18 protein-coding genes are annotated in these 25,128 nt (G+C 45.3%); 6 read left to right on the forward strand and 12 right to left on the reverse strand.

All coding sequences use genetic code 11. From position 1 onward, the window contains the following. Positions 1-85 precede the first annotated feature (85 nt). Positions 86-1,378 (reverse strand): iron-containing alcohol dehydrogenase, encoded by a 1,293-nt coding sequence (locus tag AB4263_RS00445; protein ID WP_017060396.1) that lies wholly within the window; start codon positions 1,376-1,378, stop codon positions 86-88. A 406-nt stretch (positions 1,379-1,784) separates the two neighbouring features. Here AB4263_RS00445 and AB4263_RS00450 point away from each other — a divergent pair, with 406 nt between their 5' ends. Both AB4263_RS00450 and AB4263_RS00455 read left to right on the forward strand, forming a co-directional pair. Next, on the forward strand, positions 1,785-2,048 hold the full coding sequence (locus tag AB4263_RS00450; protein WP_009847069.1) for a GrxA family glutaredoxin: 264 nt from the start codon (positions 1,785-1,787) through the stop codon (positions 2,046-2,048). A gap of 249 nt (positions 2,049-2,297) precedes the next feature. Then, complete coding sequence (locus tag AB4263_RS00455) at positions 2,298-3,980, forward strand: aspartate:alanine antiporter (RefSeq protein WP_065584163.1); 1,683 nt, start codon at positions 2,298-2,300, stop codon at positions 3,978-3,980. Between the two features lie 306 nt (positions 3,981-4,286). Here AB4263_RS00455 and fabV read toward each other — a convergent pair whose 3' ends face one another. From fabV to AB4263_RS00470, 3 genes are all read right to left on the reverse strand, one after another. Next, positions 4,287-5,489 carry an enoyl-ACP reductase FabV gene (gene fabV, locus AB4263_RS00460; RefSeq protein ID WP_017065406.1) on the reverse strand — a complete coding sequence of 401 codons (1,203 nt, stop codon included), beginning with the start codon at positions 5,487-5,489 and terminating at the stop codon, positions 4,287-4,289. 210 nt (positions 5,490-5,699) lie between these two features. Further along, entirely contained in the window at positions 5,700-7,982 is a 2,283-nt protein-coding gene (locus tag AB4263_RS00465) for an acyl-CoA dehydrogenase (protein WP_017071963.1), read from the reverse strand. 55 nt (positions 7,983-8,037) lie between these two features. Further along, positions 8,038-8,667, reverse strand: a complete 630-nt coding sequence (locus AB4263_RS00470; RefSeq protein WP_017065403.1) for a TetR/AcrR family transcriptional regulator — start codon at positions 8,665-8,667, stop codon at positions 8,038-8,040. 760 nt (positions 8,668-9,427) lie between these two features. Here AB4263_RS00470 and AB4263_RS00475 point away from each other — a divergent pair. Together AB4263_RS00475 and AB4263_RS00480 are read left to right on the forward strand one after the other, a co-directional pair. After that, entirely contained in the window at positions 9,428-10,735 is a 1,308-nt protein-coding gene (locus AB4263_RS00475; RefSeq protein ID WP_010441480.1) for a TolC family outer membrane protein, read from the forward strand. Continuing rightward, positions 10,735-11,346: an OmpA family protein gene (locus tag AB4263_RS00480; RefSeq protein ID WP_102428233.1), complete on the forward strand. Its 612-nt coding sequence runs from the start codon at positions 10,735-10,737 to the stop codon at positions 11,344-11,346. The genes AB4263_RS00475 and AB4263_RS00480 overlap by 1 nt, the downstream gene beginning before the upstream one ends. A gap of 275 nt (positions 11,347-11,621) precedes the next feature. On the opposite strand, the gene nhaA is transcribed toward AB4263_RS00480, so the two are convergent. The 5 genes from nhaA to AB4263_RS00505 all read right to left on the reverse strand — a co-directional run bounded on the left by nhaA (position 11,622) and on the right by AB4263_RS00505 (position 18,802). After that, on the reverse strand, positions 11,622-12,788 hold the full coding sequence (gene nhaA, locus AB4263_RS00485; RefSeq protein WP_010441484.1) for a Na+/H+ antiporter NhaA: 1,167 nt from the start codon (positions 12,786-12,788) through the stop codon (positions 11,622-11,624). 274 nt (positions 12,789-13,062) lie between these two features. After that, the gene (locus tag AB4263_RS00490; protein ID WP_065583902.1) at positions 13,063-14,211 is read right to left on the reverse strand and encodes a lipocalin-like domain-containing protein; all 1,149 of its coding nucleotides are present in this window, start codon (positions 14,209-14,211) and stop codon (positions 13,063-13,065) included. Continuing rightward, entirely contained in the window at positions 14,201-16,654 is a 2,454-nt protein-coding gene (locus tag AB4263_RS00495) for an ABC transporter permease (RefSeq protein ID WP_372097148.1), read from the reverse strand. The genes AB4263_RS00490 and AB4263_RS00495 overlap by 11 nt, the downstream gene beginning before the upstream one ends. Continuing rightward, positions 16,635-17,306 carry an ABC transporter ATP-binding protein gene (locus tag AB4263_RS00500; protein ID WP_017060385.1) on the reverse strand — a complete coding sequence of 224 codons (672 nt, stop codon included), beginning with the start codon at positions 17,304-17,306 and terminating at the stop codon, positions 16,635-16,637. Before AB4263_RS00500 ends, AB4263_RS00495 begins: the two co-directional genes overlap by 20 nt. 122 nt (positions 17,307-17,428) lie before the next feature. Next, the gene (locus tag AB4263_RS00505; protein ID WP_372097150.1) at positions 17,429-18,802 is read right to left on the reverse strand and encodes an MATE family efflux transporter; all 1,374 of its coding nucleotides are present in this window, start codon (positions 18,800-18,802) and stop codon (positions 17,429-17,431) included. Positions 18,803-18,900: 98 nt separating this feature from the next. On the opposite strand from AB4263_RS00505, the gene AB4263_RS00510 reads away from it, so the two are divergent. Beyond that, a complete protein-coding gene (locus tag AB4263_RS00510) occupies positions 18,901-20,331 on the forward strand; it encodes a DUF2867 domain-containing protein (protein WP_102320608.1) in 1,431 nt (476 codons plus the stop codon). Between the two features lie 125 nt (positions 20,332-20,456). Here AB4263_RS00510 and AB4263_RS00515 read toward each other — a convergent pair whose 3' ends face one another. From AB4263_RS00515 to rsuA, 3 genes are all read right to left on the reverse strand, one after another. After that, positions 20,457-21,116, reverse strand: a complete 660-nt coding sequence (locus AB4263_RS00515) for a DUF2913 family protein (protein WP_372097152.1) — start codon at positions 21,114-21,116, stop codon at positions 20,457-20,459. Beyond that, positions 21,116-22,333, reverse strand: coding sequence for a Bcr/CflA family multidrug efflux MFS transporter (locus AB4263_RS00520; RefSeq protein ID WP_102333192.1), 1,218 nt, complete (start codon positions 22,331-22,333; stop codon positions 21,116-21,118). The genes AB4263_RS00515 and AB4263_RS00520 overlap by 1 nt, the downstream gene beginning before the upstream one ends. 200 nt (positions 22,334-22,533) lie before the next feature. Further along, positions 22,534-23,229 (reverse strand): 16S rRNA pseudouridine(516) synthase RsuA, encoded by a 696-nt coding sequence (gene rsuA, locus AB4263_RS00525; protein ID WP_017060380.1) that lies wholly within the window; start codon positions 23,227-23,229, stop codon positions 22,534-22,536. 97 nt (positions 23,230-23,326) lie between these two features. Between rsuA and AB4263_RS00530 the strand changes: the two genes are divergently transcribed. After that, the gene (locus AB4263_RS00530; protein WP_372097154.1) at positions 23,327-25,069 is read left to right on the forward strand and encodes a DEAD/DEAH box helicase; all 1,743 of its coding nucleotides are present in this window, start codon (positions 23,327-23,329) and stop codon (positions 25,067-25,069) included. Positions 25,070-25,128: the final 59 nt, after the last annotated feature.

The following is a 25,128-nucleotide window of genomic DNA, read 5'->3' on the forward strand; positions in this document are numbered from 1 at the left end:
TCTTAAGTGAACGGCATTAGAGCCTAGAGCTCCGTTTTTATTTGTCTGTATAAAATGACTTATACAACGAACAAGTTTAAGACCGTTAGATAGTCCAACTATTGCCCTTCTCAACCACGCTGTTTTCGGACGCATAAGAATTGATAATGGTAAAGCTCGACTCGACAGCTGGCTCTTGCCCAATTTGATTCATTGAAGCTCCCTCATGATGCCCTTCTCTACAACTGCACTTCTCGCATACTTGCTTCAAAATATGCACGAGCCTCTCTTGGTTAAGCGGCAAAGGGTTTCCTTTAATCGCCACTGATTTGAGCGCGTCGGCAGACACCTCATCAAACTGGGCTTCACAGACACCAAATTCCAACAAGTTGGGTAACTTAAGCGTATCAAGCACTTCCGATAACCAAGAAATTGCCTCCTCTTCTATTGCTTCTACGTTACCTGTTACTATCTGAGCGATTCGCTGATAACGCGCTAGGATGTCGCTTCTTTGCTGCTCTTTTGCAACGGCTATGTTCTCCAACATCACAAACGGCGCTAAACGCGCGGTAATCACACTATGAGGCGCAGAAATCTTACCTCCTAGTGCGGAGGCTAAACCATGGGCTGCGCCAAGCTTGGCATTAGTTATCGCCATACCACCGAGCATAGAAGCGAAAGCAAGATCAGAACGCGCTTGAGGCTCATCATAAACACACGCTTTAACCACAGAACCACTCAACTTACGCAGCCCTTCTTCACAAATCATATCGGTTAACGGATTCGGTTCACCACACACGTAGGCTTCCATTAGATGAGTAAAGGCATCCATCGCACCTCGCCCAGATAGATATAGATTGGTTCCATGAGTTAGGGTTGGGTCGACAATCGCAACGTCGGCCAGCATGTCTGGGCTTCTCAGGCTGATTTTTACTTGGTCTTGGCCTGATTTCAGCACCGCGTTTTTAGTGACCTCGGCGCCGGTACTCGCTGTGGTTGGAATTGCGATAAACGGAAGTGGTTTGGTTTTAAGAGGAACATTACGCCCGACCACTTCAACATAGTCATATAAATTGCCTTGATTAGGTAAAACCGCAGCCAACGCTTTGCCCATATCGATGGCGCTACCGCCCCCCATGGCGACAACCATATCTGGCTTAAATCGACGAGCAGAAATAGCCGCCTCTTCAACCATTTTGATATTAGGTTCACCGGAAACGGCAATGTGCTGATAACGCATACTCTGCGCATCAAGATAGTCAGTAACAATTGAAGTGCGCTCTAATGTATTGCCTGTAACCAATAGCACGCTGTAGCCATATTGATTAAAGAGAGACAATGAAGCGGAAAGTGCTCCATCACCAAAGATGATCTTTGTAGATGTCATAAATTGAAACATGGTGCCTCCTGCGCCTATGACCGAACAAAACTGCGAACTCTTGGTTATTGGAATTTAGCCTTTATATAGTGCATCAGTATTAAGATGCCTCGTTCTGTATGCGCTTTTTTTGACGAGGTGCAACTTGTCGCATTAAAGATGGATTAATGTCGTATTCTTAGGGGTAATTCACACTCTTAAATTAAGGGTAATCAATCTGAATACCCATCAGAAATCAGCATGGATCCTTTTTGTGACCATTATTTGCTCTGATAGACAAAACCTATTGTATTAAGAGGTAATTCCATCTTTATTTCCCCATGGCATTGAGGCATAGTTGGTTTTATGAAATTTTGAGTGGCATTCACTAAAGAATAGTTAACATAATCGAGTTAACGAGCCTCATCCCGTATTTAGGAGAAATTAAATGTTTGTAGTTATTTTTGGTCGCCCTGCTTGCCCATTCTGTGTTCGTGCAAAAGAGCATGCTGAAACTCTTAAAGCTAAACGCGATGACTTCAACTACCGTTACGTTGACATCCACGCTGAAGGTATCAGCAAAGCTGATCTAGAGAAGACTGTTGGTAAACCTGTCGATACAGTTCCACAAATCTTCATCGACCAAGACCACATCGGCGGCTGCACAGAATTTGAAGCATACGCAAAAGAAAACCTAGGTCTTTTCGACTAAGCTAGGATTTCTCAAACGAGAATCAGGGCTAAAGCCTTAAACAGCTGACCCATTTAGGCGTTAGACTGTACGATGTATAGAAAGCCCGCTCACTGTAGCGGGCTTTTTTATGACCAGTTTTCGTACGGAATAATAATAAAGTCAAAATCAAGTAAAATAGCAAAATATCGCTTATATTTTATTTATATTTAGATACAATTCACCTCTCAAACTTACCCTGTGTTTCACGCCAATTATTGAGCGACCACTGTGAATATCGACGTTGTTTTTCTGTTAGAACAAAACCCCATTCTCCTCATCTTTGTTGTTTTATCGATTGGATTAGCCATTGGTAAAATTCGTTTCGGTAGCCTCCAACTTGGTAATTCAATCGGTGTTTTGATTACTTCCCTTATCATGGGACATCTTGGCTTTTCTTTTAACGCAGATGCGCTCACCATTGGTTTCATGCTGTTCATCTACTGTGTTGGCATTGAAGCTGGACCAAACTTCTTCGGTATCTTCTTCAGAGACGGTAAGCACTACCTCATTCTGAGCCTTGTGGTACTTTCTACCGCAATTGCCCTAACCTATTTCAGTAGTCATTACCTTGGCCTAGGCTTTGGTTTATCTGCAGGCATGATGGCAGGTGCCTTAACAGCAACGCCGATATTGGTAGGTGCTCAAGATGCTCTGAATTCTGGGCTTGCAGAATTACCAAGAAACATGGACTTGAGCCTGATTATCGAAAACCTTTCAGTCGGTTACGCGATGGCTTACTTGGTTGGCTTAATCAGTATGATTATGTTTGCTCGCTTGATTCCAAAACTTCAAAAAGTGAACCTACACGACTCGGCAGAGCAAATCGCCCAAGAACGTGGGTTAGGCGCTTCAGGTCAGCGTAAGGTTTACTTGCCCATTATTCGTGCTTATCGAGTGGGACCAGAGCTCATCTCTTGGACTGACGGTAAGAATCTGCGTGAACTGGGCATCTATCGCCAAACAGGCTGTTACATCGAGCGTATTCGACGTAATGGTATTCTTGCCCATCCAGATGGTGATGCAATTCTGCAAGAAGGCGATGAGATCGCATTGGTTGGTTTCCCAGATAGCCACGCTCGTCTAGACCCAAGCTTCCGTAACGGTAAAGAAGTTTTCGACCGTAACCTTCTCGATCTGCGTATCGTGGAAGAAGAGATCGTCGTTAAGAGTGACAGTATCGCAGGTAAGCGCCTATCAGACTTAAACCTGTCTGAATACGGCTGTTTCCTTAGCCGCGTAGTACGTGCTCAGATTGAAATGCCGATGGACTTAAACATCGTGCTTTCTAAAGGTGACGTCCTACAGGTGAGTGGTGAAAAGAGTCGAGTGCACGGCCTAGCTGAGAAAATTGGTTTCATCTCAATCCACAGCCAAATGGCGGATTTGATGGCCTTCTGTAGCTTCTTCATTTTGGGTATTTTGTTTGGTTTAATCACCATGACATTCGGTCAGGTATCGTTTGGGCTAGGTAACGCGGTTGGCCTGCTTCTATCGGGCATCATGCTTGGTTTCCTACGAGCGAACCACCCTACTTTCGGTTATGTGCCTCAAGGTGCTCTGAACATGGTCAAAGACCTCGGTTTGATGTTCTTTATGGTCGGTATCGGCTTGAGCGCCGGTGGTAAGATATTTGAGCACTTAACCCAAGTTGGCCCACAGGTAATAGGTATTGCCCTAGTAGTGAGTGTGCTGCCAGTATTCTTCGCTTACTTGGTTGGCGCTTACGTATTGAAGATGAACCGAGCTTTGTTGTTCGGTGCAATCATTGGCGCGCGAACTTGCGCTCCAGCGATGGACATCGTAAATGACCACGCTCGCTCAACGATTCCGGCTCTGGGTTATGCGGGTACTTATGCGATAGCCAATATATTGATGACCTTAGCAGGTACTTTCATCATCATAATTAGCTAGCATCTGCTGCATTAAAAGCAGCCAAGCTTAGATATTTCGAATGCACTAATTCACTTTGGGTTAGTGCATTTTTTATAACCTGTTTTAAGCGGTTCAAGCCTTCTTCCCCACTCCTGCTCTTAACTCTCTTCATCCCATATTTCTACTCTTGTCCCCCTTCGAATCGCGGTAGCCGTATCCGCTCTTAAATCTCTTCGCATCCCGCCACTCGAATCCCATATCTGCTCTTAATCTCTTGAACCAAATAGCAGACAAAAAAATAGGCGCTCAATGAGCGCCTATTTCGTTTAGATTCGATAACTTGAATTAGATGTCAGCTACATCAAATTCAACAGCTGGGTTAACGTCAGCTTCGTAATCAACACCTTCAACACCGAAACCAAATAGCTTCAAGAACTCTTCTTTGTACTCTACGTAGTCAGTCAGTTCTTTTAGGTTCTCAGTTGTGATTTGAGGCCATAGGTTACGACAGTGATCTTGAATGTCTTCGCGAAGCTCAAGGTCATCTAGACGTAGACGGTTCACTTCATCCACTTCTGGCGCGCTGCCGTCTTCTTTGTATAGACGTTGGCTGAACATACGGAAGATCTGTTCCATACAACCTTCGTGAATACCTTCTTCACGCATCTTCTTGAACACCATAGCGATGTAAAGAGGCATTACAGGGATTGCAGAACTTGCTTGAGTCACTACAGACTTAAGAACAGCAACGTTTGCAGTACCGCCAGTTTGGCCTAGCTTCTCGTTCAGCGCTGTCGCTGCACGGTCTAGATCCATCTTAGCTTTACCTAGTGCGCCATCCCAGTAGATTGGCCACGTTAGTTCAGTACCGATGTAGCTGTAAGCAACCGTCTTACAACCGTCCGCTAGAACACCAGCTTCAGAAAGAGCATTGATCCAAAGTTCCCAATCTTCACCGCCCATTACAGTAACAGTGTCTTTGATCTCTTCTTCAGTTGCAGGCTCTACGCTTGCTTCGATGATTGTGTCTTTGTTGGTATCAACCGCAGTTGACGTGTACGTTTCGCCGATAGGCTTTAGAGATGAACGAATTACTTCGCCAGTCTCTGGCATTTTACGCACTGGAGACGCCAGTGAGTATACAACCATATCGATTTGGCCTAGATCTTCTTTGATCAGGTCAATTGTTTTTTGTTTCGCCTCGTTAGAGAAAGCATCGCCGTTCAGGCTTTTTGAATATAGGCCTTCTTCTTTAGCAAACTTGTCGAACGCTGCTGAGTTGTAGAAACCAGCTGTGCCAGGCTTTTTCTCAGTACCGGCTTTCTCAAAGAAAACACCGATAGTTGAAGCGCCGCCACCAAATGCAGCCGCAATACGTGAAGACAAGCCGTAGCCACTTGAAGAGCCAACAACTAGTACACGTTTAGGTGCGTTTGCGATTGGGCCTTGAGCTTTTGTGTAAGCAATTTGTTCTTTTACATTAGCTTCACAACCGACTGGATGTGTTGTAGTACAGATGAATCCGCGAATTCGAGGTTTGATGATCATATTCAACTTCCTTAAAAAATCAGGTTAAGGATAAAAGTTTCGTACGCAAATGGCATCTAATTTCTGTAAAAATGTGGCGAAAATGCAAGTGGTTGGAGCACTCAGTGAATATTTGCTGACTAAGTCACCATTTGTTAACGCCTCTATTGCAACTTCTACGACAAAAACAAAAAAAGGCACCTAATAAGGTGCCTTTTGTCATTTCTTTATCTAAGCAACGCTATTTAGCTTAGGTTTTAACTCTTTTCGCGTCAAAGTTTCACTGTAATCATGACTGAAGTGGTCAACTTGAATCGCTGCGTAGCGAAGTTTGTCTGCTGCAATGATTTGGTCAACTTCGTCTTGAGTAAGAACATCTGCCGCCAGTGCTTGAGCAAGTTTATCTTGCAATAGACCTTTACGAGCCACTTTGCCCTCTTTCACTGCTTTGAAGATCTTACGTTCGAGAGGCTTGATGCTGTACATCGCATTGAACGCATTCTCCATTAGGCCAACACTATCCTCTTCTTCTTTGCCTATGTAGCAAAGGTGAGTTAGACGTTCACGGTGTGCACCCGGAGTCATCAAGCTTTCTGCCAGTTGTACCGTTAGATTATCACTTGGTTTTTCAAAGTGGTTACCGACAGGGAAAACTAGACCTTTAAGTACTTTACCTACCATCTTGTTCGGGAAGTTTCTGTACGCTTCTTGTAGCGATTTAGCCGCGTTATGGAAACAGTGTTGAACCGCGTAGTGTACGTAGTCTAGGTCAGCTTGTTGACGACCTTCATCTTCATACTTCTTAAGCGCTGCAGACGCCATGTATAGGTAACTTAGACCATCACCTAGACGTGCAGAGATAAGCTCTTTACGTTTCAGTTCGCCACCTAGTGTAAGCATTGCGAAATCCGCACTCACTGCAAGCGCACGGCTCAAGCGAGTTAAGTCTTGGTAGTAAGGCTTCGTTGGACCGCTCATATCCGCTTTAATGAACTTAGAGCCTGTCAATGCCGCACCGAACGCACCAAACGTGTTCTTAGTTGCGTGAGAGATATGCTTGAACAACAAGTTATCGAAATCCTTCGCACCTTGCTTCTCATCTGGGTTTGCTGCCGCTTCCATTTCGCTTAGCACGTATGGGTGACAACGTGTCGCACCTTGACCGAAGATCATCAGGTTGCGAGTTAAGATGTTCGCACCTTCTACTGTGATAGCAACTGGAATACCTAGGTAAGGCGCAGCTAAGTAGTTCATTGGACCATCTTGAATTGCACGACCAGAGTGGATATCCATTGAATCATTCAGGATAGTACGCGCCATTTCTGTCATGTGATATTTCGCGATAGCCGTAACGATACCCGGCTTCTCTTTCATATCGAGTGAAGTAGTTGTTAGTGTACGAGTCGCTTCTAGTAGATACGTTAAGCCACCAATACGACCTAAACTCTCTGCAACTCCTTCAAACTTACCAATCGACATACCGAACTGCTTACGAACATAAGCGTATGCGCCGGTCGTTTTCGCCGTTAGGTGGCCCATCGCCGTGCCAAGTGCGGGTAATGAGATACCACGACCTGCAGACAGACATTCCACCAGCATACGCCAGCCTTTACCTGCGTAATCGGCACCACCGATTAACCATTCCATAGGAATAAATACATCGTGACCGCGTGTTGGACCATTCATAAACGCAAGACCAAGTGGGTCATGACGCTCACCAATCACAACACCTTCGTGGTCAGCCGGGATTAGCGCACAAGTGATGCCAATGTCTTCTTTGTCACCCAGTAGCTTTTCTGGATCGTGCAGTTTGAAAGCCAGACCAAGTACCGTCGCCACTGGTGCTAGTGTAATGTAGCGTTTGTTCCAGTTAAGCTTGATACCTAGCGTCTCTTTACCTTCGTGCATGCCCATGCACACAGTACCGACATCAGGGATACCACCCGCATCAGAACCCGCTTCTGGGCCTGTTAGTGCGAAACATGGGATATCTGTACCGTCAGCAAGACGAGGTAGCCAGTAGTCTTTTTGGTCTTGAGTGCCGTAGTGAGACAGCAGCTCACCAGGACCAAGAGAGTTTGGAACCATTACTGAAACCGCAGTACTGATACTGCGAGTCGCAATCTTAGTTACGATAGTTGAGTTAGCGTGTGCTGAGAATTCACGACCGCCATACTCTTTCGCAATAATTAGCGAAAAGAAACGCTCTTTGCGTAAGAAGTTCCACACCTCTTCAGGAAGGTCTCGATCTTCTTTTACAATTTGGTGGTCATCAAGCATAGCGAGCAAGGTTTCAAGCTCATTATCCATGAACGATTGCTCTTCTGCTGTCAGCTGAGGTTTTGGGTATTGATGCAGCTTAGTGAAATCTGGTTTACCAGAAAACAGCTCTCCGTCCCACCACACGCTACCCGCTTCCATCGCTTCTTTCTCGGTGCTAGATAGTGGTGGTAGTACTTTTTTAAAGAGTTTAAAAGCTGGGTCACTTACCCATTTTTGTCTTAGAGAGCTCATAGTTCAGATCCTTTTGTTCACTATATTGGTTGTGAATGTTTCGCTTTTTATTGTTTTATTCTTCTGCTGACATGCCTGCGGCTAAATATGGAATAAGAATATCGACCACTGCCTTAGCATCTATCTTTCTGTCATAGTCATTCTCTGCAATTTCTACCAGAGCCTGACTTGATGCCATGGTGAATACACAAGTCCCTAGGGTGAAGTGTAATCGCCAAAATAACTGTTCTTGAGTGAGGTTCGGATTCGCCTTCATTACAGATGTCGTAAACAAAGAAAGTACTTCGCTGTAGCGAGTAGTAATGAACCAACGCAAGTGTCCTTGCACATCCGTATAGCCTCTGCCGATAAGTAACATGAATCGGCTTGTACCATTTGGCCTAACATCATTAAGTGCTCTTAGTGGCTGTCTCAACGACTCAAACACGTCACTCATAGAATACGTTTCGTTCAAGTTTAAGTTCACTAATGCATCTTGCAGTGCTGGCATAAATGCTTCTAAGTAACGATTGAGTACCGCACGAACCAGAGTCTTCTTATCGCCAAAGTGATAGTTCACTGAAGCTAAGTTGACATTCGCTTTACTCGTAATCGTACGTAAAGAGGTGTCATTAAAACCGTGCTCAGCAAATAAGCCTTCAGCCACATCTAAGATTTTGTCTTTGGTTGTACTTCTTGGTGCCATTTCAATCACTCGTATTAAACAACTGTTTGAAATATACGCTTAGTACATTTATTTAACAAGCAAGCAACATCACATTTTCACAAATTGGTCGTACCAGTTAATAAAACTCAGCACTAAACGATTGAATCGCTGTGTGTTTATAAAAAAAGAAAAAAATAATGAATTTTCTTGGAACTGAAATGGAAATGGAGAGTCCTAAATTAGGTAGAAAACAGCGTATTTAGAAGTTTAACAGGCCGTCAAACTTGTTCTTCTCACTGCTTTCTTAATTACTGCATTTTCCTTATTAACTCCTATACTTGTATCCGCCCAAACCACGTTGGTTTGGGCTTTTTTTTGTTTGTTGTTTGGGACGAGAGTGAGCCTTACTTACCCCTCTTCACAGCTACTAACTACAACCTGAACAGCGCGACCGCCTCTTTATATGCTGTCATTTCTTCCTAAGAGTCGAACTACCATGCTTGGCACATTGTTATCACTGGAACTCGTATTTCAAACAACCTACTAGCCAACGTTTACCTATCTGAGTCCAAACCTAATACTACGTTTCCTCTATTTACGGTGCATCCATTCGAAGCTTGCCATTTGCTACTATTGGTAAATTAATCAATAAGGATAGAGACTTACATTCGAAATAAAGCCAACAAACTTAGCAATTTCTTGCAGATGTCCTAAGCTTCGTTTAATACCCTTTTCAATTAAGTAGTTAAACGCTTGTTGGGAAGCGGCGGGAGCTTTTAAAAGTAGAAGGAGACCTACTTTGAGACTGTTTAAATTACCCATCATCTGTTGCTTAGCTATTGCAACCCCACTCTCTGCTCAGACTTTAGAACAGGCTGTTGCCATTACCTTGGCTACCAATCCTGAGATAAAAAGTATTTTTAATGAGTTTGTGAGTGTACAAAAACGAAACGATGCCGCAGGTGGTGCTTATAGGCCGAGTATCGATCTTGATGCTGGTATTGGCTATGAAGGCATAAACCCTGCGCCAAACAACGGTCCTGATACCGATCTCACACGAAAGGAAGCCACCATATCCCTCACTCAGTTGTTGTGGGATGGTTCGTCGACTCTCAATGATATTGACCGTACTGCCGCAGAAGCGGAATCGGTTCGCTTACAATTACTCGCGGATGCCGAAGACAAAGCGCTAGAGGTCACACAGATCTACCTGGATGCAGTCAAAGCAACTGAAGTTTTAGCCCTTTCGGAAAGTAACCTTGCTATCCACAAGAAAATCTATAAAGACATCAAAAAACGAGCAGCCTCAGGCATAGGCTCAACCGCAGATGTATCTCAAGTAGAAGCTAGGATTGCAAAAGCGCACGGCAATTTATTAGCCGCACAGAACAACCTAATTGATACCCACACTCAATTTAGAAGAATAGTGGGTCAAGAACCGCTTGGCTTGGTCTACCCAAGAGCCGATATTTCTATGATTCCTCTGTCATTGTCAGACGCCCTTGTTAATGCTCTGGACCAACACCCAGTCATCAAAGTCGCAACTGCAGATGTCGATTCGGCGCACTTCCAGTACAAACAATCAAAAGGGGTTAACTACCCTACTTTCTCTATCGAGGCATCTCAATCATGGCGCGATGATGCGGGAGGCGATGAAGGTTCGAGCCAAGAGACGTTGGCAATGTTAAGAATGCGATACAACCTCTACAACGGTGGTACCGATAGTGCTAATTCAGAAGCTGCAGCTTACCAACTTAATAAAGCGAAGGATCTAAGAGATCGTGCTTATCGACAAGTGGAAGAAGGCCTTCGCCTATCTTGGAGTGCATTGGATCTGACGTTGCAACAAAAGAACTTCTTGTCTGATCACGTGGATTCGGCGTCAGAAACCGTTATCGCTTATGAGAAACAATATCGAATCGGCAAACGTACGCTACTTGATCTGCTTAACACTGAAAACGAATTGTTTGAAGCCCGCAAAGATTACTTAGATGCGCATTACTCTGAACAGTACGCTAAATACCGTGTAATGAACGCGACAGGCTCTCTATTGAACGCTCTACTGGTCGACATTCCAGACGAGTGGACAACGGCAGTGGAGTATTAATGATGAAGAGACCTTATTTATTACTTTCCGCATTAACGATAACGCTATGTGCATGCTCTAGCCAAAATGAAGAGCCCTACATAGAAACGCCAGAAGCGGAGCAAATTTCTGACCTGCAAGACGATGATAACGATGGTGTGGTCAATGCACGAGACACCTGTCCTGGCACACCAGAGTCGTCTCTGGTAGACAACGAAGGCTGTGGAGAGACGGTTAGCTCGCAAGAAGTCAGACGGCTGAACATCCTTTTCGCCAATGACTCCTATGAAGTTAACCCTATCTTCTCAGATCAAATCACCACTATGGCTGAGTTCTTAGAAACCTACCAAAGTGCATCGATAGAGATTCAAGGTTACGCCAGTAAAGTCGGCGCGAGTGAATACAACTTAGAGCTATCAAAGAAACGCGCTCACCACGTTGAAGATGAACTGTTGTCGAATGGTATCGACCCGAGCCGAGTAAGAGTTGTTGGTTACGGTGAAAACCGCTTAGAGAGCGATGGCAACGATGCTACGTCTCATGCACTGAACCGCCGAGTAACAGCCACAGTTGTCGGACTAAGCGAACAGATCGTCGAGGAGTGGACCATATTTACCACGCTAGAAAAATAACATGACACTGTCACTCTGGTCATCCAAAACGATCCGCAATTCATGCCGATCAAAATAATGAGTTGAATCTAGGAGTTTTAGATCATCAATAACTAACCAAACTAAAAATACTAGCAGTTAGGATCAATAAAGCCGAGATAGGAAACCCTATCACGGCTTTTTTGTTCTTTGCTGTCACATGAATCGGGGAGGATGATTCTGTGACTCGTCTTGCTACTCAGAAGTTAGCTTGTTAATCAGTGAATAGGCTCGCCGTTAAACGAGCCTACCGCTGATTATAGTTTTACTTCTTGTTGCTTTGCTGTTTTCGGTAAAGAAACGCTTAGCAGGAAGTAACCTAGAATTGCAGCTGTTGTAGATCCCATCAGGATGCCTAGTCGAGCTAGTGTGTCAAACTCTACATTCGTTGGGCCAAATGCTAGTGATGAAATAAAGATAGACATTGTAAAACCAATACCACACAGGACAGATACTGCGAAGATGTTCATAAAGTTCACACCTTCAGGGAGCTTAGCAACACCCAATTTCACCGCACCCCAGCTGAATGCAAAGATACCAAGAGGCTTACCAATCAATAGACCCATAGCGATACCAAGCGGTAGCATACCTGTTAGGCTTGAGATTGAGATACCTTCCAATGAAATACCTGCGTTTGCAAAAGCAAAGACTGGCAAGATTGCAAAAGCGACGTATGGGTGCAGAGCATGTTCTAGATGCTTCAGCGGAGAATGTTCACCTTTATTGCCTTTCAGTGGGATAGCAAAACCAATCACTACACCAGCCAGCGTTGCATGAACACCAGACTTCAATACTGCAAACCACAGAATTGCACCAACAATGAGATACACACTCAGCTTAGTTACATGCTTGTTGTTTAGCATGAACAACACACCAGTCGCGATGAAGCCAACTGTAAGTGCAAGTGTTGATAGGTCGCCTGAGTAGAACAGAGCAATGATAACAACAACACCTAGGTCATCGATAATTGCCAGTGCTAGCAGGAATACCTTCAAGCTTACCGGTACACGGTTACCAAGAAGAGCCATGATACCCAATGCGAATGCGATATCAGTCGCTGCTGGGATAGCCCAACCTTGAAGCGCTTCAGGGTTACTTGAGTTAAATAGCACGTAAATAAGTGCAGGAGCTAACATACCACCCACAGCTGCGATAGCTGGGAAGATTGCTGTCTCTTTAGACTTTAATGCGCCTTCTAAAAGTTCGCGCTTAACTTCTAAGCCGATTAGAAGGAAGAAGACAGCCATTAAGCCATCGTTAATCCAGTGAGACACAGACATACCAAGAACGTAACTGTGAAGTACACCTTGGTACATTTCGTTCAGTGGTGAGTTTGCTACAAACATTGCGATCGCCGCAGCGATGACTAGTATGATGCCGCCAGCAGATTCCATTTTAAAGAAGTCACGGATGACGTCGGTCATGATTTCGCCCTTATATTTATTATTTAAATAAACGAATAACAAAGAATAACCACGAGTTTATATCCAAGTTTAATTGATAGATAATCACTTCTTCGGATGTTTAACTTCGGTTTTTCCTACAAATACTAAACAATACGTCGTATATACCATAATGTTGTTATGCACCATGAATTAAGTATAGATGAGATCATCGAACCTGTATGCACAATTCATTGGGGGACGCTAAAGGCGCAGGCATAAAAAAAGGCTATCAAATTATAGCCTTAGGTGTTTTTTAGTAGCCAGTTAACTGCATAAAGCCTGTCGCTTCATGACTCCCGCTCGCCTTAATCGGCCCTTCCCAATATGGTATGACAAATGGAAGCCACATATCCCTGCGTATAATACGCGTTGTGAGGTTGATATCATGCTTAGGGACGTTAATGATCCACTGCAAAGGCATCCGTCTTCCATTCATCAACGTTGTATTTTGCAATGGTTGAATGGAAATGTCGGATTCCGTTAATTGGTAAACTTTGCCTGAGCGCGTTGCTAATGTCCCGAATATGTAAGGCAACTGTTGGTTATGACGATAGCGGTTAATGCTCAGCGCTGTGCCGTCATCGAGGTTAAATACAAACCAATCCCAACCTTGTTGGCCCACTCCAAGTAAGCCACTGCCCCACTCTTTATGTACCCACGCAGTTCCTTCCACTTCCTTGGTAACGCCGTCTAGGTTCAACACACCACTCAACGATAAAAATGGAGCGCTGAAGTTATAAGACGCGACAGGTAATAAGTCGTGCTTTTTCTGATAACCGTTATCGCCGTTGAACACATAGGGCCCTTTTGCAATGGTGTCGAGTTCAAGTCCAAACGTGTCTGTTTGCACTTGAAGGCGCCCGGGGAATGGGGTGTTGCCGAGTGCACGCCAGTTCCAGTTATCAATCCAAAGCCTGAATGGACGATTAGTCATTCCCGCTTGGCCAATGCCGCCACGAGCCATGCGCTGTTCTTTCCATACTTTGGACTTAGAAGAGACCACTACATTTGAGATATAGACTTGAGGGCTTTGCCACCCTGGTGTTTCACGTTCGTCCGTTGCGATACGGAAAAAGCTCCACTGGACCGAATAGTCTTTACCATCATCACCTTTCAAAGATGCAAAGTAATGCCACCACTCGTGCTGAAACTCTGGGTGGAACTTAAAATCTTGTGGTAGCGAAACATTACGGTCTGGCAAAACAGGTTCGAACACATTGAAGTGTTCATTAACCAATATTGAGTTAACTTCATTCACGTCCTTTTCACCAGGATCGATGAAATAGGAGTAATAACCCCAAACACTTAAAAAGATGCCGAAGAAACTGATTAATAGCAGAGAAGACAGAATTCGTTGTCTTAACTTAGTTGAAGTATTCCGTAAAAACATACTAAAGCGCATCCCTCAGTGACTTCATCGGAGTGTTCCGAATCATTCTCATCACTGGTAAAGCACCAGCTAGCATCAATGCTGCCATGGCCCATGCAAATGTCTGCAAATAGTCCCAAGGAATCACTTGTAACTCGAGTGACCACCCAAAAGACTGCTTTATCACGATATCAACAATTAGGCTCGCTAACGCCAATCCGAGCGGAATCGCAATTAAGGAGGAAATAAGCCCAAACACAAACAACTGCAAACTACCTGTCAGGATCAGCTCTTTCGCCGAGACACCCAAACAGCGCTGCAAGGAAATATGCCTTTGGCGAGACACTTCTCCCGCAACCGTCGCGAAGAAGATACCGAAGACGGCGATAACCAAGGTGATGTTACCTAGTGTATCTGCAATCGCGAACGTCCTATCGAACACCCGCATTGCTTGACTGTGAATATTGTTGTTATCGAAAACGCGCTCGGAGCCAAGCCTGAATACGCTTTCTAATCGGCTGCGAAGCCCTAATGAATTCACATTGTCTTTGAGTATTACCCCAAGGCCGACATTACCCCGCCCTGCAAAGCCATACAGCCAGTTTCGATGCGACATCATGACTTGATGGTAAGGATTACCGTAATCGTAATAAACACCGACAACCTGCCAACCAGAGCCGAGACTATCATAGAGGTCAATGTAGTCGCCAGGGCGAATCCCCAGCTTGAGAGACATCGATTCACTGATCAACACACCTTTAGAGTGATGTAAGTGATACCAGTAATTCGGAATACCTAATTTGATCGTCAGCGCTTCTAGCTCACCTTCAGAAGGCCCCGTACTGACCACCTGAATACTACCGACTGGAGACGCCACATCTTTCTCCCAACGCCACCAAACCGAATCCACTTCAGGTTGGTCAGATAACCAATTACTCATACGAGCAGCGGCATTGTTGGTTGGGTAGATATACAGATCGGCAGCCAAACGCTGTGTTAGCCATTTATCAGTGGTATCTCTAAAGCTACCGACCATGGTTTCTACACCAATATTGGCTGTTAAGGCTAACATAAACGCCATCGTCGCCACGCCACGGTAGCTCATACTGGAAGCTGCATCAGCAAAGAACCAGCGAGCACGAACCCAGCGCAACGAATAAGAGAGGCTGTTAAATAACTTCCACATCAAAAACGGGGTAAATAGCGCCACACTGATCAGCATTAGCGCGATAATCGCAAAACCCGTCTCTTGAGTCTGAGGGGCTTGATACACGGCGACAGCGGCAACCAAGAAGCCACAGCCAATCAATGCTTGCCAAGTAAACTCTGTACCCGCAAAGCGCATCAAAGATAAGCGAGAGGTCAAACGAATCGGTTGTGATCTAAGCAAACGCACCAATGGCCAAGCGCACGCTAAAAACGCACCAAGTAACGCCATCAATAAGCTGTAGCCGCTCCATCGCCAATTCCAGTCGATCGTTAAGCCAACGTTGGCGTCGTATAAGTCGCCTAAGCTTGAAGATACCGCTGGTAACAATTGGTTGGCTAACATGACACCGAATACATTACCGCAGATCCAGCTCAGTACGACCAATATCAACAATTCTAAGCAAAGCGCTTTAGCCAATTGCCAGCCCGATACACCTGTTTGTCTTAAGATTCCGACTAACGGTTGGCGCTGAATAAATGACAACGACATCGCTTGATAGAAAATAAATAAACCAACCACAAACGACAGCATACCCATCGCTTTTAGGTTTAAGTGGAACGCACTGGTCAGCGACTCAAGCTCTGCCTTAGAGCTACGAGAGATCGTCAAACCATTAGGTAACATATTTTTAAGACGTTCAAACTTCTCAGTGGGCATGTCTGAACAAGCAATCACTGAAAGCCCAGCACTGCGTTTAAGCATTCGGAGCAAGGAGATATCCGCAATCAACCTTGTACCATTAATCATATTATTTTGATCAACAACCACAGGACCAAGTTCAGAACCATCCATCAAAGGGATGTAATCACCGTTGTGCCATTCCATGTGTTCAGCAAGATCATCACTGACAAGGATTGGATATGGTGGCTTCATGAGGTTCAAAGCGGTGAGATCTTTTAACGCTATACCAGGTTGTAGCTGAAGCATAGAAACAGGATCTATACCGACAACCATGAAGTTTGCGCCATTTTCATCAGTGATACGATGGTGATCAAGAGGAGAACACTGTTGAAAACCTTCACGGCGAAGTTGGATATAAAAGCCTTGCGGGATTTTATTGGCGTTGTGTTTTGGTCGAATACGGTAAGGAAGAGGATTCGAAAAGAGTTTTTCGCCATGCGCATAGCTTTGCTTGGCGTGTTGGTTGATAGCAGTAACACCAACCAAAAGTGATACGCCGAGGGTTAAACCAAGCCATACCAAAATAATCTGCAGTGGGTAACGTCGATAGTGACCGAGTAGTGCCTTAACTACGGGCCATAACATGCAGTTGCCCTCCTTGCAGACGGATCCTACCATCCATATGCAGAGCTACTTTTTCACTGTGTGTTACCAACAGCAACGTACATTCTAATTGACGAGCCAAAGAGGTCAGCAAACGCATTACCGCTTCTGCATTACGCTCATCTAAACTACCGGTCGGCTCATCGGCCAGCAATATTTTTGGTTCCATATACAGCGCACGCGCAATGGCCGCACGTTGTTGTTGGCCACCAGACGCTTCTTCAGGGTAACGGCCAAGTAAAGGCATAAGATCTAAAGCAGAGAGAATCTGTCTCCAGAGACCTTTGTCTTCAGGTAAGCCTTTTAACTGGCGGCAAAAACGGATGTTATCGGCAATATTTAACGTTGGCAATAAGTTGAATTGCTGAAAAATATGGCCAATGTTGTTTCTGCGATAAGCGGTGCGGTCACGCTCGGTTGAGTCGTGCATATTGAAGTGAGGAAAAGCGATTTCACCTGAGTCCGCTAGGTCTAAGCCCGCGATAAGATTCAGTAAAGTACTTTTACCTGAACCGCTTTCTCCCATTAATGCCAGCTGGTCACCTTGGTTTAATGTTAATTCAGCACCTTGCAAAACAGGGTGAAACTCCCCCCCATCGACATAGCCTTTACATAGGTCTGACAGCTTTAACATTAAACAGCTCGCATTAGTTAGAATTTGGAAGGAGAATCTACACTAATTCCCTGTTAGGAGGAAGTATTTTGAAAGATAGATCACACGCCAACGATAAAGTGATGCGATTGGTGCGCCCTACTTCAACTTCCTATCAAGTTTTTAATCCATTTTCTTGTTTTCATGCGATAGAGCGACCCGCCCCACTTGAGGACTTCTTCCGTTAGGAAAAGCAGATATACCCACTCAGGTGGAAACTTAAAATAGATAGCCGCGATGGCTGCCAATGGGATACCGATCACCCACTGAGCAATCAAATCTTGATAGAGGCAGAACTTCACATCACCACCCGCTCTCAACACCCCAACGATCACAGTCAATGGCACCGAGCGAATGACAATACCCACACAGAGGATCAGAATGAACTTCTCTGAGAGGGCTCTGGTTTCTTCCGTCAGTGCGCTAAAGGCATTAAGTATTGGCGTTTGAACGAAATAGAGAAAAACGGCTACAACAATACTAGTTAAGAAACACAAAATTGTTAAGCCAAGCGCTTGATAGTAAACCGCTTCATTGTTTTTCGCACCAAGTTGATTACCCACCAAAACAGCTGCCGCATTCGAAAGGCCAATCAATAAACTCAATGAGATAGATTCAACCGGCGTCATGACCGATAGCGCAGCCAGACCTTGAACGCCCGATTGCCCCATGATCGCGTGGTAAGCAAACAAACCACCCGCCCACGCTAAGAAGTTAAACGTGGTCGGCAGAGACAGCTTCAAGAAGCGAACCACCTTATCAATCGAAGCTGCCGCTTTAATATCGCAAAACTTAAATGCTAATAAATGCTTAGAGAAATAGAGATAACCAAACAAAGTCGCGACTTCAATCGCGCCACTCAGTACCGTCGCAATCGCCGCACCTTTGATTCCAAGCGCAGGAAAGCCTAAGTTACCGAAGATCAGCACCCAGTTTAAGAACACGTTAGACAGGATGCCGATACCGCTGAAAAATGTACTTAGCCCGGGTTTGTGCATCGCTCTCAAACCCACAGCCATACTGCTGACACACGATACCGCTAGCATGCTAAATGACGTAATTACGATGTATTCAACGCCTAAGTTGATGACCTCTTGAGAGTCGGTCGTCACGCCCATGATTTGTGCAGGAAATGAAACGAAAAACCCGATAGTCAGTAAAGCAAACAGTGTCGACACCAGCCACGTCAGCGCAGTGCTTTCTCTCACACCTTGTCTATTACCCGCGCCCCAATATTGAGCAGTAAGAAGAGCACCGCCCGTGGTAACACCCACCAGCATAATGGTCGTCACGAACATCGCTCGGCTCGCCACACCCACAGCTGCGATGTCTGCTTCGCCAAGTTGACCCAACATCAATACATCCACCAAGCCTCGGCTTGAAAACATAATGCTCTGCAAGGTGATGGGCAGTGCAATCGCAATAAGCCTGCGAACAAAATCACCTCGTGTGTGATGAATAATTGAAGAGAGCAACATAGAGAGATACCTAAACGGAACGTATTGATGAATAAAGATAAATATCGCGCTATTATATCAATGTTCGGTTTTTAACCACAGATATAAATGGAGTAACAATGAAGAAAGTACTGGTTTTAGGCGCTTCTGGATATGTTGGTTCGCAACTCCTCCCTCTCCTGCTTGAGCAAGGCTATCAAGTCACGGCAGCAGCAAGGCATATCGACTATTTAAAGGCACGGACCGAGCCTCACGAAAGCTTATCGCTTGAGTATCTTGATCTGGCCGATCAAGCCGCGACACAAGCCTTAGTCCCCGACTTTGATCTTATCTTCTTTCTCGTCCATGGCATGGCGGAAGGCCACGACTTTATCGATTATGAGCTGAACTTAGCCCGTAACTTTGTTTCTGCACTTGGTCCTAAAAACCAGCATGTTATCTATCTGAGTTCACTTCAACCTCAAACCGGCAACTCTGAGCACCTTCAAGCTAGAAAGAAAACGGGTGAGCTGCTTCGTAAAGGTTCAGTTCCTGTTACTGAGCTTCGTGCAGGCGTCATTATCGGCCCGGGTTCAGCTGCCTTCGAGATAATGCGAGACTTCGTTTACAACCTACCAATCATGATTGCGCCAAAGTGGGTCGACTCTAAAGCGAACCCAATTGCCTTGCAGAACCTGAATCACTACCTGCTGAAACTTGCACAAGACACGCCTAACGAAAGCCAAACCTTTGAGGTGGGTGGCCCAGATATCGTCTCTTATCGAAATCAATTCGCGCATATTGCCAAAACTGCCGATCGTCCACTCAGGCTGTGGGCGACATCGCTACTCACACCTAAAATCGCTTCTTATTGGCTTGGCGTGGTGACCTCTGTCCCTTCCAACATAGGTAGAGCCTTGCTTGCGGGTTTAAAGCATGACTTTATTGCTAACTCGACCACCATCCAAGAAAAGTACCCTCAGAAGCTTGTCTCGTTCGAGAGCATGGTTGAACAAGCCATTCACGCTGAAGGAAACTTTGTCAAAAGCAATGTGTGGGGCTTTGATAAAACCGCCTTCAAACGCTGGCAAGCTGGATACGGTTATTATCCAAAGAAAACAGGCGCAAGTATCACTTCAAGCGCTTCACTGGAATCGCTCTGGCACGTGGCTCAACAAATCGGAAGCCCGAAGCAAGGTTACTTCTTCGCTAACGCTTTATGGCGCACACGCGAATGGTTGGATGTTATTTTCGGTGGCGGCGTACCGGTTCGACAAATGCCAGAAGGACCCAACCTCAAAGTCGGTGACAAGATTGACTCTTGGAAGGTTATTCGCTGTGAAGAGAATCAGTTTCTATCCCTGCTTTTCGGTATGAAAGGCCCCGGTTTAGGGCGACTCGAGATTACCGTCTCTGACCACGGTGATGCTCGCGAGCTAAACATCTCGGCTTGGTGGCACCCTAAAGGCTTTCTAGGATTGCTGTATTGGTTTGCGATGATGCCAGCTCACCTGTTTATTTTCAAAGGCATGGTGAAGGCAATTGAGAAGCAGGCTAAAGAACAGGATTAAAAGCAGATGCGGGATTCGAGTGTCGAGATGCGAAAAGACTAAAAGCAAATTAGCGACACGCGCTATGAGAGTCAAAAAAAGAGCGGATAATTCCGCTCTTCGTATCTCTCATCTCGAATCCGCTATTAGCCGATAACGCTAATTGGGATCTCAGCCAGTTGGTTGCCTTGGTTAGCAGGGTAAACGATGTATTCACCGTGATACTTCACCGCAGACTTATAGTCCGTTACTTTGTGAAGCATGAAGCCCGCTTCCATCGCCGCTTGGATGAACTCAGCATGGTTGCCACGAACAAACCAGTTCATTGGCTTAACCATCAACTCCCCGTCGAAAGAGTCGTCACACTGTTTACCGCATAAAGCAAAAGAGTGCTCGCCATCGGTGAAGAATTGAATCTTGCCGCCAGTCGTTAGCTCGTCTTCACTCGATACGCTCCAACCCATCTCGTACATTTTGTCCATGAACGCTTCAACATCACTGTCTTTTAGCGTTTTAGGCTCTTCGCCTTCAGGGAAAAAACGTCCGTAAAACGCAGAAATACGTTTAAAGGTAAAAGTTAAATCAGAGTTATTGCCTTTTGAGCGACCCTGTTTCTGCCAGCGAACCAAGTCAGGCACAATCACGCGATCATAAGCTTGGGATTTAATTGCCTTTGTTACCCAACGAACCAAATAAAGGTTGTTCGCGATAGGTGCGTCAATGGCCTTGCCAGACTTATGTAGAGCATATAGCTCGGCTAGCGCATCATTCACTAACTTCTGAATTTCAATATAGTATTTTGACATTATGCCTTCTTTCCTAATGTCCAATATAGTAATGCTGACATTACTGCACATGCAGCCATTACCATAGCCATAGACCCAGCACTGTCACTTGGCAGCATCGCAACGATAGCCCCAACGACAGAACCAGTACCAAATCTTAATGTTCCCGCAAGCGATGAAGCCGTGCCTGCCATGTTTGGATAACCACTGAGCAATAGACCCATAGAGTTACTGCCGATAGTAGAGATGGTGCCAATAAATAGCATCACAAACGGCACGATTCCCCAAAGCCCGAGATCCAGCGCCCAACCGACAAGTAAACCTACGCCAGCCAGTAATTGGATGACCAACGCTGCCCTCAACATTGTATGAGAACCGACCTTCTTAACGATTCGACCATTGATTGTCGTCATCAGAATCATCGCAACAATGTTCAGACCAAATAGGTAACCAAACAGGTCAGGACGTACGCCATAGACATCAATGTAGACAAAAGAGCCTGCAGTTAAGAATGCAAACATCCCAGAGAACGAGAATGCACCCGAGAAAATCAAGCCCATAGCGGTCGGGTTTTTACATAAACGGGCGTAATTACGAATCGTGGTTTTAAAGCGCAATGGTTGTCGGTTTTCTGCAGGAAGCGTTTCTGGGATCTTCATCGATACCGCCAGAATCACGATCACCGCAAAAATAGCCAGAACCCAGAAAATTGAACGCCAACCGAACCACAACGCTAAGTAACCGCCAATCATCGGAGCAACCAATGGCGCAACTGTCATCACCAAAGTAACGAAAGACATGGTTCTTGCGAAATCTTCACGATCGAACATATCTCTTACCACCGCTTGGATGATAACGGCCGCCGCAGCACCAGCAAAACCTTGAGCGGTACGGATGTAAGTCAGCGCTTCAATGCCATGAGTTGTCGCACTCACCATAGAAGCGATAGCAAACAAGAACACACCAATAAGCAGTACAGGCTTGCGACCATAGCTATCCGCCAACGGGCCATGCAGCAACTGCCCCAGCGCGAAACCTGCGGTATAGGCTGTTAGCGTGATTTGTACCTCACCCGCCGTCACACCAAGATCTTTAGCAATGGTCGGCATCGCTGGCAGATACATATCAATGGCTAGCGGAGTAAGTGCACCAATCGCACCTAGAATCAAAAACAGCACTAAGCCTAATTGAGGTGTTTCTAGTTGGGAGCTTTGGCTCTGTGAGGTCGATGTTTGCATGGTTCTCCGAATGTTCAACTGATAGAGCTAGGGACTAGCGTGAGTACGCGAGTCAAAGATTGGCTGAGACTTTCCTAGTACCAGTCAACATCATCAGCCGACGCTATCCATGATCGGCTTTACAACGAAAGGGCTATTTCCAGCAAAAGTGGTCTCTTGTTAAGAACAATTTCTTGTTAAGAGCAACTTCTAGCTAAGGACTACTTCCAGATTGAATCGACTTCTTCTTGCGTTAGGTAACGGTATTCACCTAACTCTAAAGATTCGTCCATCTCAATTTCGCCAATACGTTCACGGTGTAGTGCTTCTACCTTGTTACCAAGAGCAGCAAACATACGTTTAACTTGGTGGTATTTGCCTTCGTGAATCGTTAGCAATACTTCACGCTCTGCACGAACTTCTAGGTGTGCAGGAAGTGTTAGGCCATCTTCGCTCTTAAGCTGGATGCCCTCTTTGAATTTTTCAACGTAATCGTCTTCAACAGGTTCAACCAACCACACACGGTACGTCTTCTCGCACTTGTGCTTTGGCGAAGTGATACGGTGAGACCACTTACCATCGTCTGTAATCAACACAAGACCTGTTGTATCAATATCTAGACGACCAGCAAAGTGCAGCTTGTCCATTTTGATTTCATCAAGTAATTCAAACGCGATACGATTTGCGCCATCTTCATGCGAACAAACAAAGCCTTCAGGCTTATAAAGCATGATGTAACGTGGGCCGTGAACATTCAGTTCATTGCCTTGCCATTCGACAACGCACTCTTCAGTTACCTTGAGTGAACCGCTTTTTTGAATGACATCATTTACTGTCACTGCCTTGGATTTTAATAAGTGTGTTGCTTCTCTTCGAGTGACGCCTAATGCATCGCACAGAAATTTATCTAAACGCATGAATACCTCAACTAATCTAAGTCGGGTATTATAGTCACCTTTGCTCAATTAGTTGAGCTATTTCACACTATTTGTTTTCCTTCTTACAAGACGCGATATGTATACACTCCGCCCGTACCAAGCTGATTCTGTAAAATCAGTGATTCATTACTTCAGAAAACACCAAACTCCGGCAGTGCTCGTGCTTCCGACAGGTGCAGGAAAAAGCCTTGTGATTGCAGAGTTAGCAAGGCTTGCGAAAGGTCGAGTGTTGGTGCTTGCTCACGTAAAAGAGTTGGTTGAACAGAACCATGAAAAGTATGAAGGTTACGGGCTGAAAGGCTCGATTTTCTCTGCGGGTTTAGGACGCAAAGAGACCGACCAACAAGTCGTGTTTGCTTCGGTGCAATCTGTGGTGCGAAATCTCGATTCATTCTCTAACCAATTTTCGCTGTTGGTTATCGACGAATGCCACCGTGTTCCCGATGAAAAGACCAGTAGTTATCAGAAAGTCATCACTCACTTATGCGAGAATAATTCGGGCATCAAGGTGCTTGGATTAACAGCGACCCCATATCGTCTTGGGATGGGTTGGATTTATCAATACCACACTCGCGGTCAAGTGCGTTCAGATGAGCCACGTTTCTTCCGCGACTGTATCTTTGAGCTGCCGATTCGTTACCTGCTCGATGAAGGTTTCTTAACTCCTGCACGCATGATTGATGCACCCGTGTTGAGCTATGACTTTTCGCAGTTAAAGCCCGCGAGCACTGGTCGCTACAAAGAAGCAGAACTCGACATGGTGATCGAGCAATCGAAACGAGCGACCCCACAGATTGTCGATCAGATTATTCACCTAGCCCAAGATAAACTAGGCATCATGGTATTCGCTGCGACCGTTCGACACGCGCAAGAGATCCTCAGCTTATTGCCAGAAGGTGAAGCTTCAATTGTGATTGGTGATACACCAACTCTCGAACGTGACCAAATTATCAGCGACTTCAAAGAACGTAAAATCAAGTTCTTGGTTAACGTATCGGTATTAACCACAGGTTTTGATGCGCCACACGTCGATTTAATCGCGATTTTGCGCCCGACAGAATCCATCAGTTTGTATCAACAAATCGTTGGCCGTGGCTTACGCCTATCTCCGGGTAAAAAAGAGTGTTTGGTGCTCGACTATGCGGGCAACAGTTACGACCTCTACCAACCTGAGGTTGGCGACCCTAAACCCGATTCAGACAGTGAAATCATCACCATCCCTTGCCCCGCGTGCGGCTTCAATAATAACTTTTGGGGCAAGCTAGACAGCAATGGCTTCTTGCTTGAGCACTTTGGGCGCAAATGCCAAGGCTACTTTACCGATGAAGACACGGGCGAGCGCGAGCACTGTAATTATCGCTTCCGAGCGAAATATTGCGGTGAATGTGGTGCTGATAATGACATTGCTGCGCGCATTTGTCATGAGTGCGATGCAACCTTAGTCGACCCAGACAAAAAGCTAAAAGAAGCACTGAACCTAAAAGATGCCTTGGTATTTGAATGCTTGGAAATGGACCTCAACGTGCTTAAAGACGAGAAAGGTAAATCACAACTTAAGGTCACCTATCGCGGAGAAAACCAAGCGCAAGTGCATGAGTTTTGGTCATTAACCAGCAAAAAGCAGAAGCAGAACTTCAAAGACCAGTTTGTTCGCCCTCACCTTGCAGACAGACATCGCCCTTTCGAAGAAGCCTCACCGACGAAAGTGGTTGCTCACCAACATAGATTCCGCCCACCTCAATTCGTGATTGCCCGTAAAGTCGGACGCTTTTGGAAAATGAGAGACAAGATATTCGAAGACGAACTACAGCAGCGTTAAGGTTAAGAATAAAAGTAAGTCTTACGTTCTTAACACTCGGCAATTAATCTTATGTATTA

The sequence above is a fragment of the Vibrio sp. 10N.261.55.C5 genome (assembly GCF_041470505.1).
Taxonomy (GTDB): domain Bacteria; phylum Pseudomonadota; class Gammaproteobacteria; order Enterobacterales; family Vibrionaceae; genus Vibrio; species Vibrio crassostreae_C.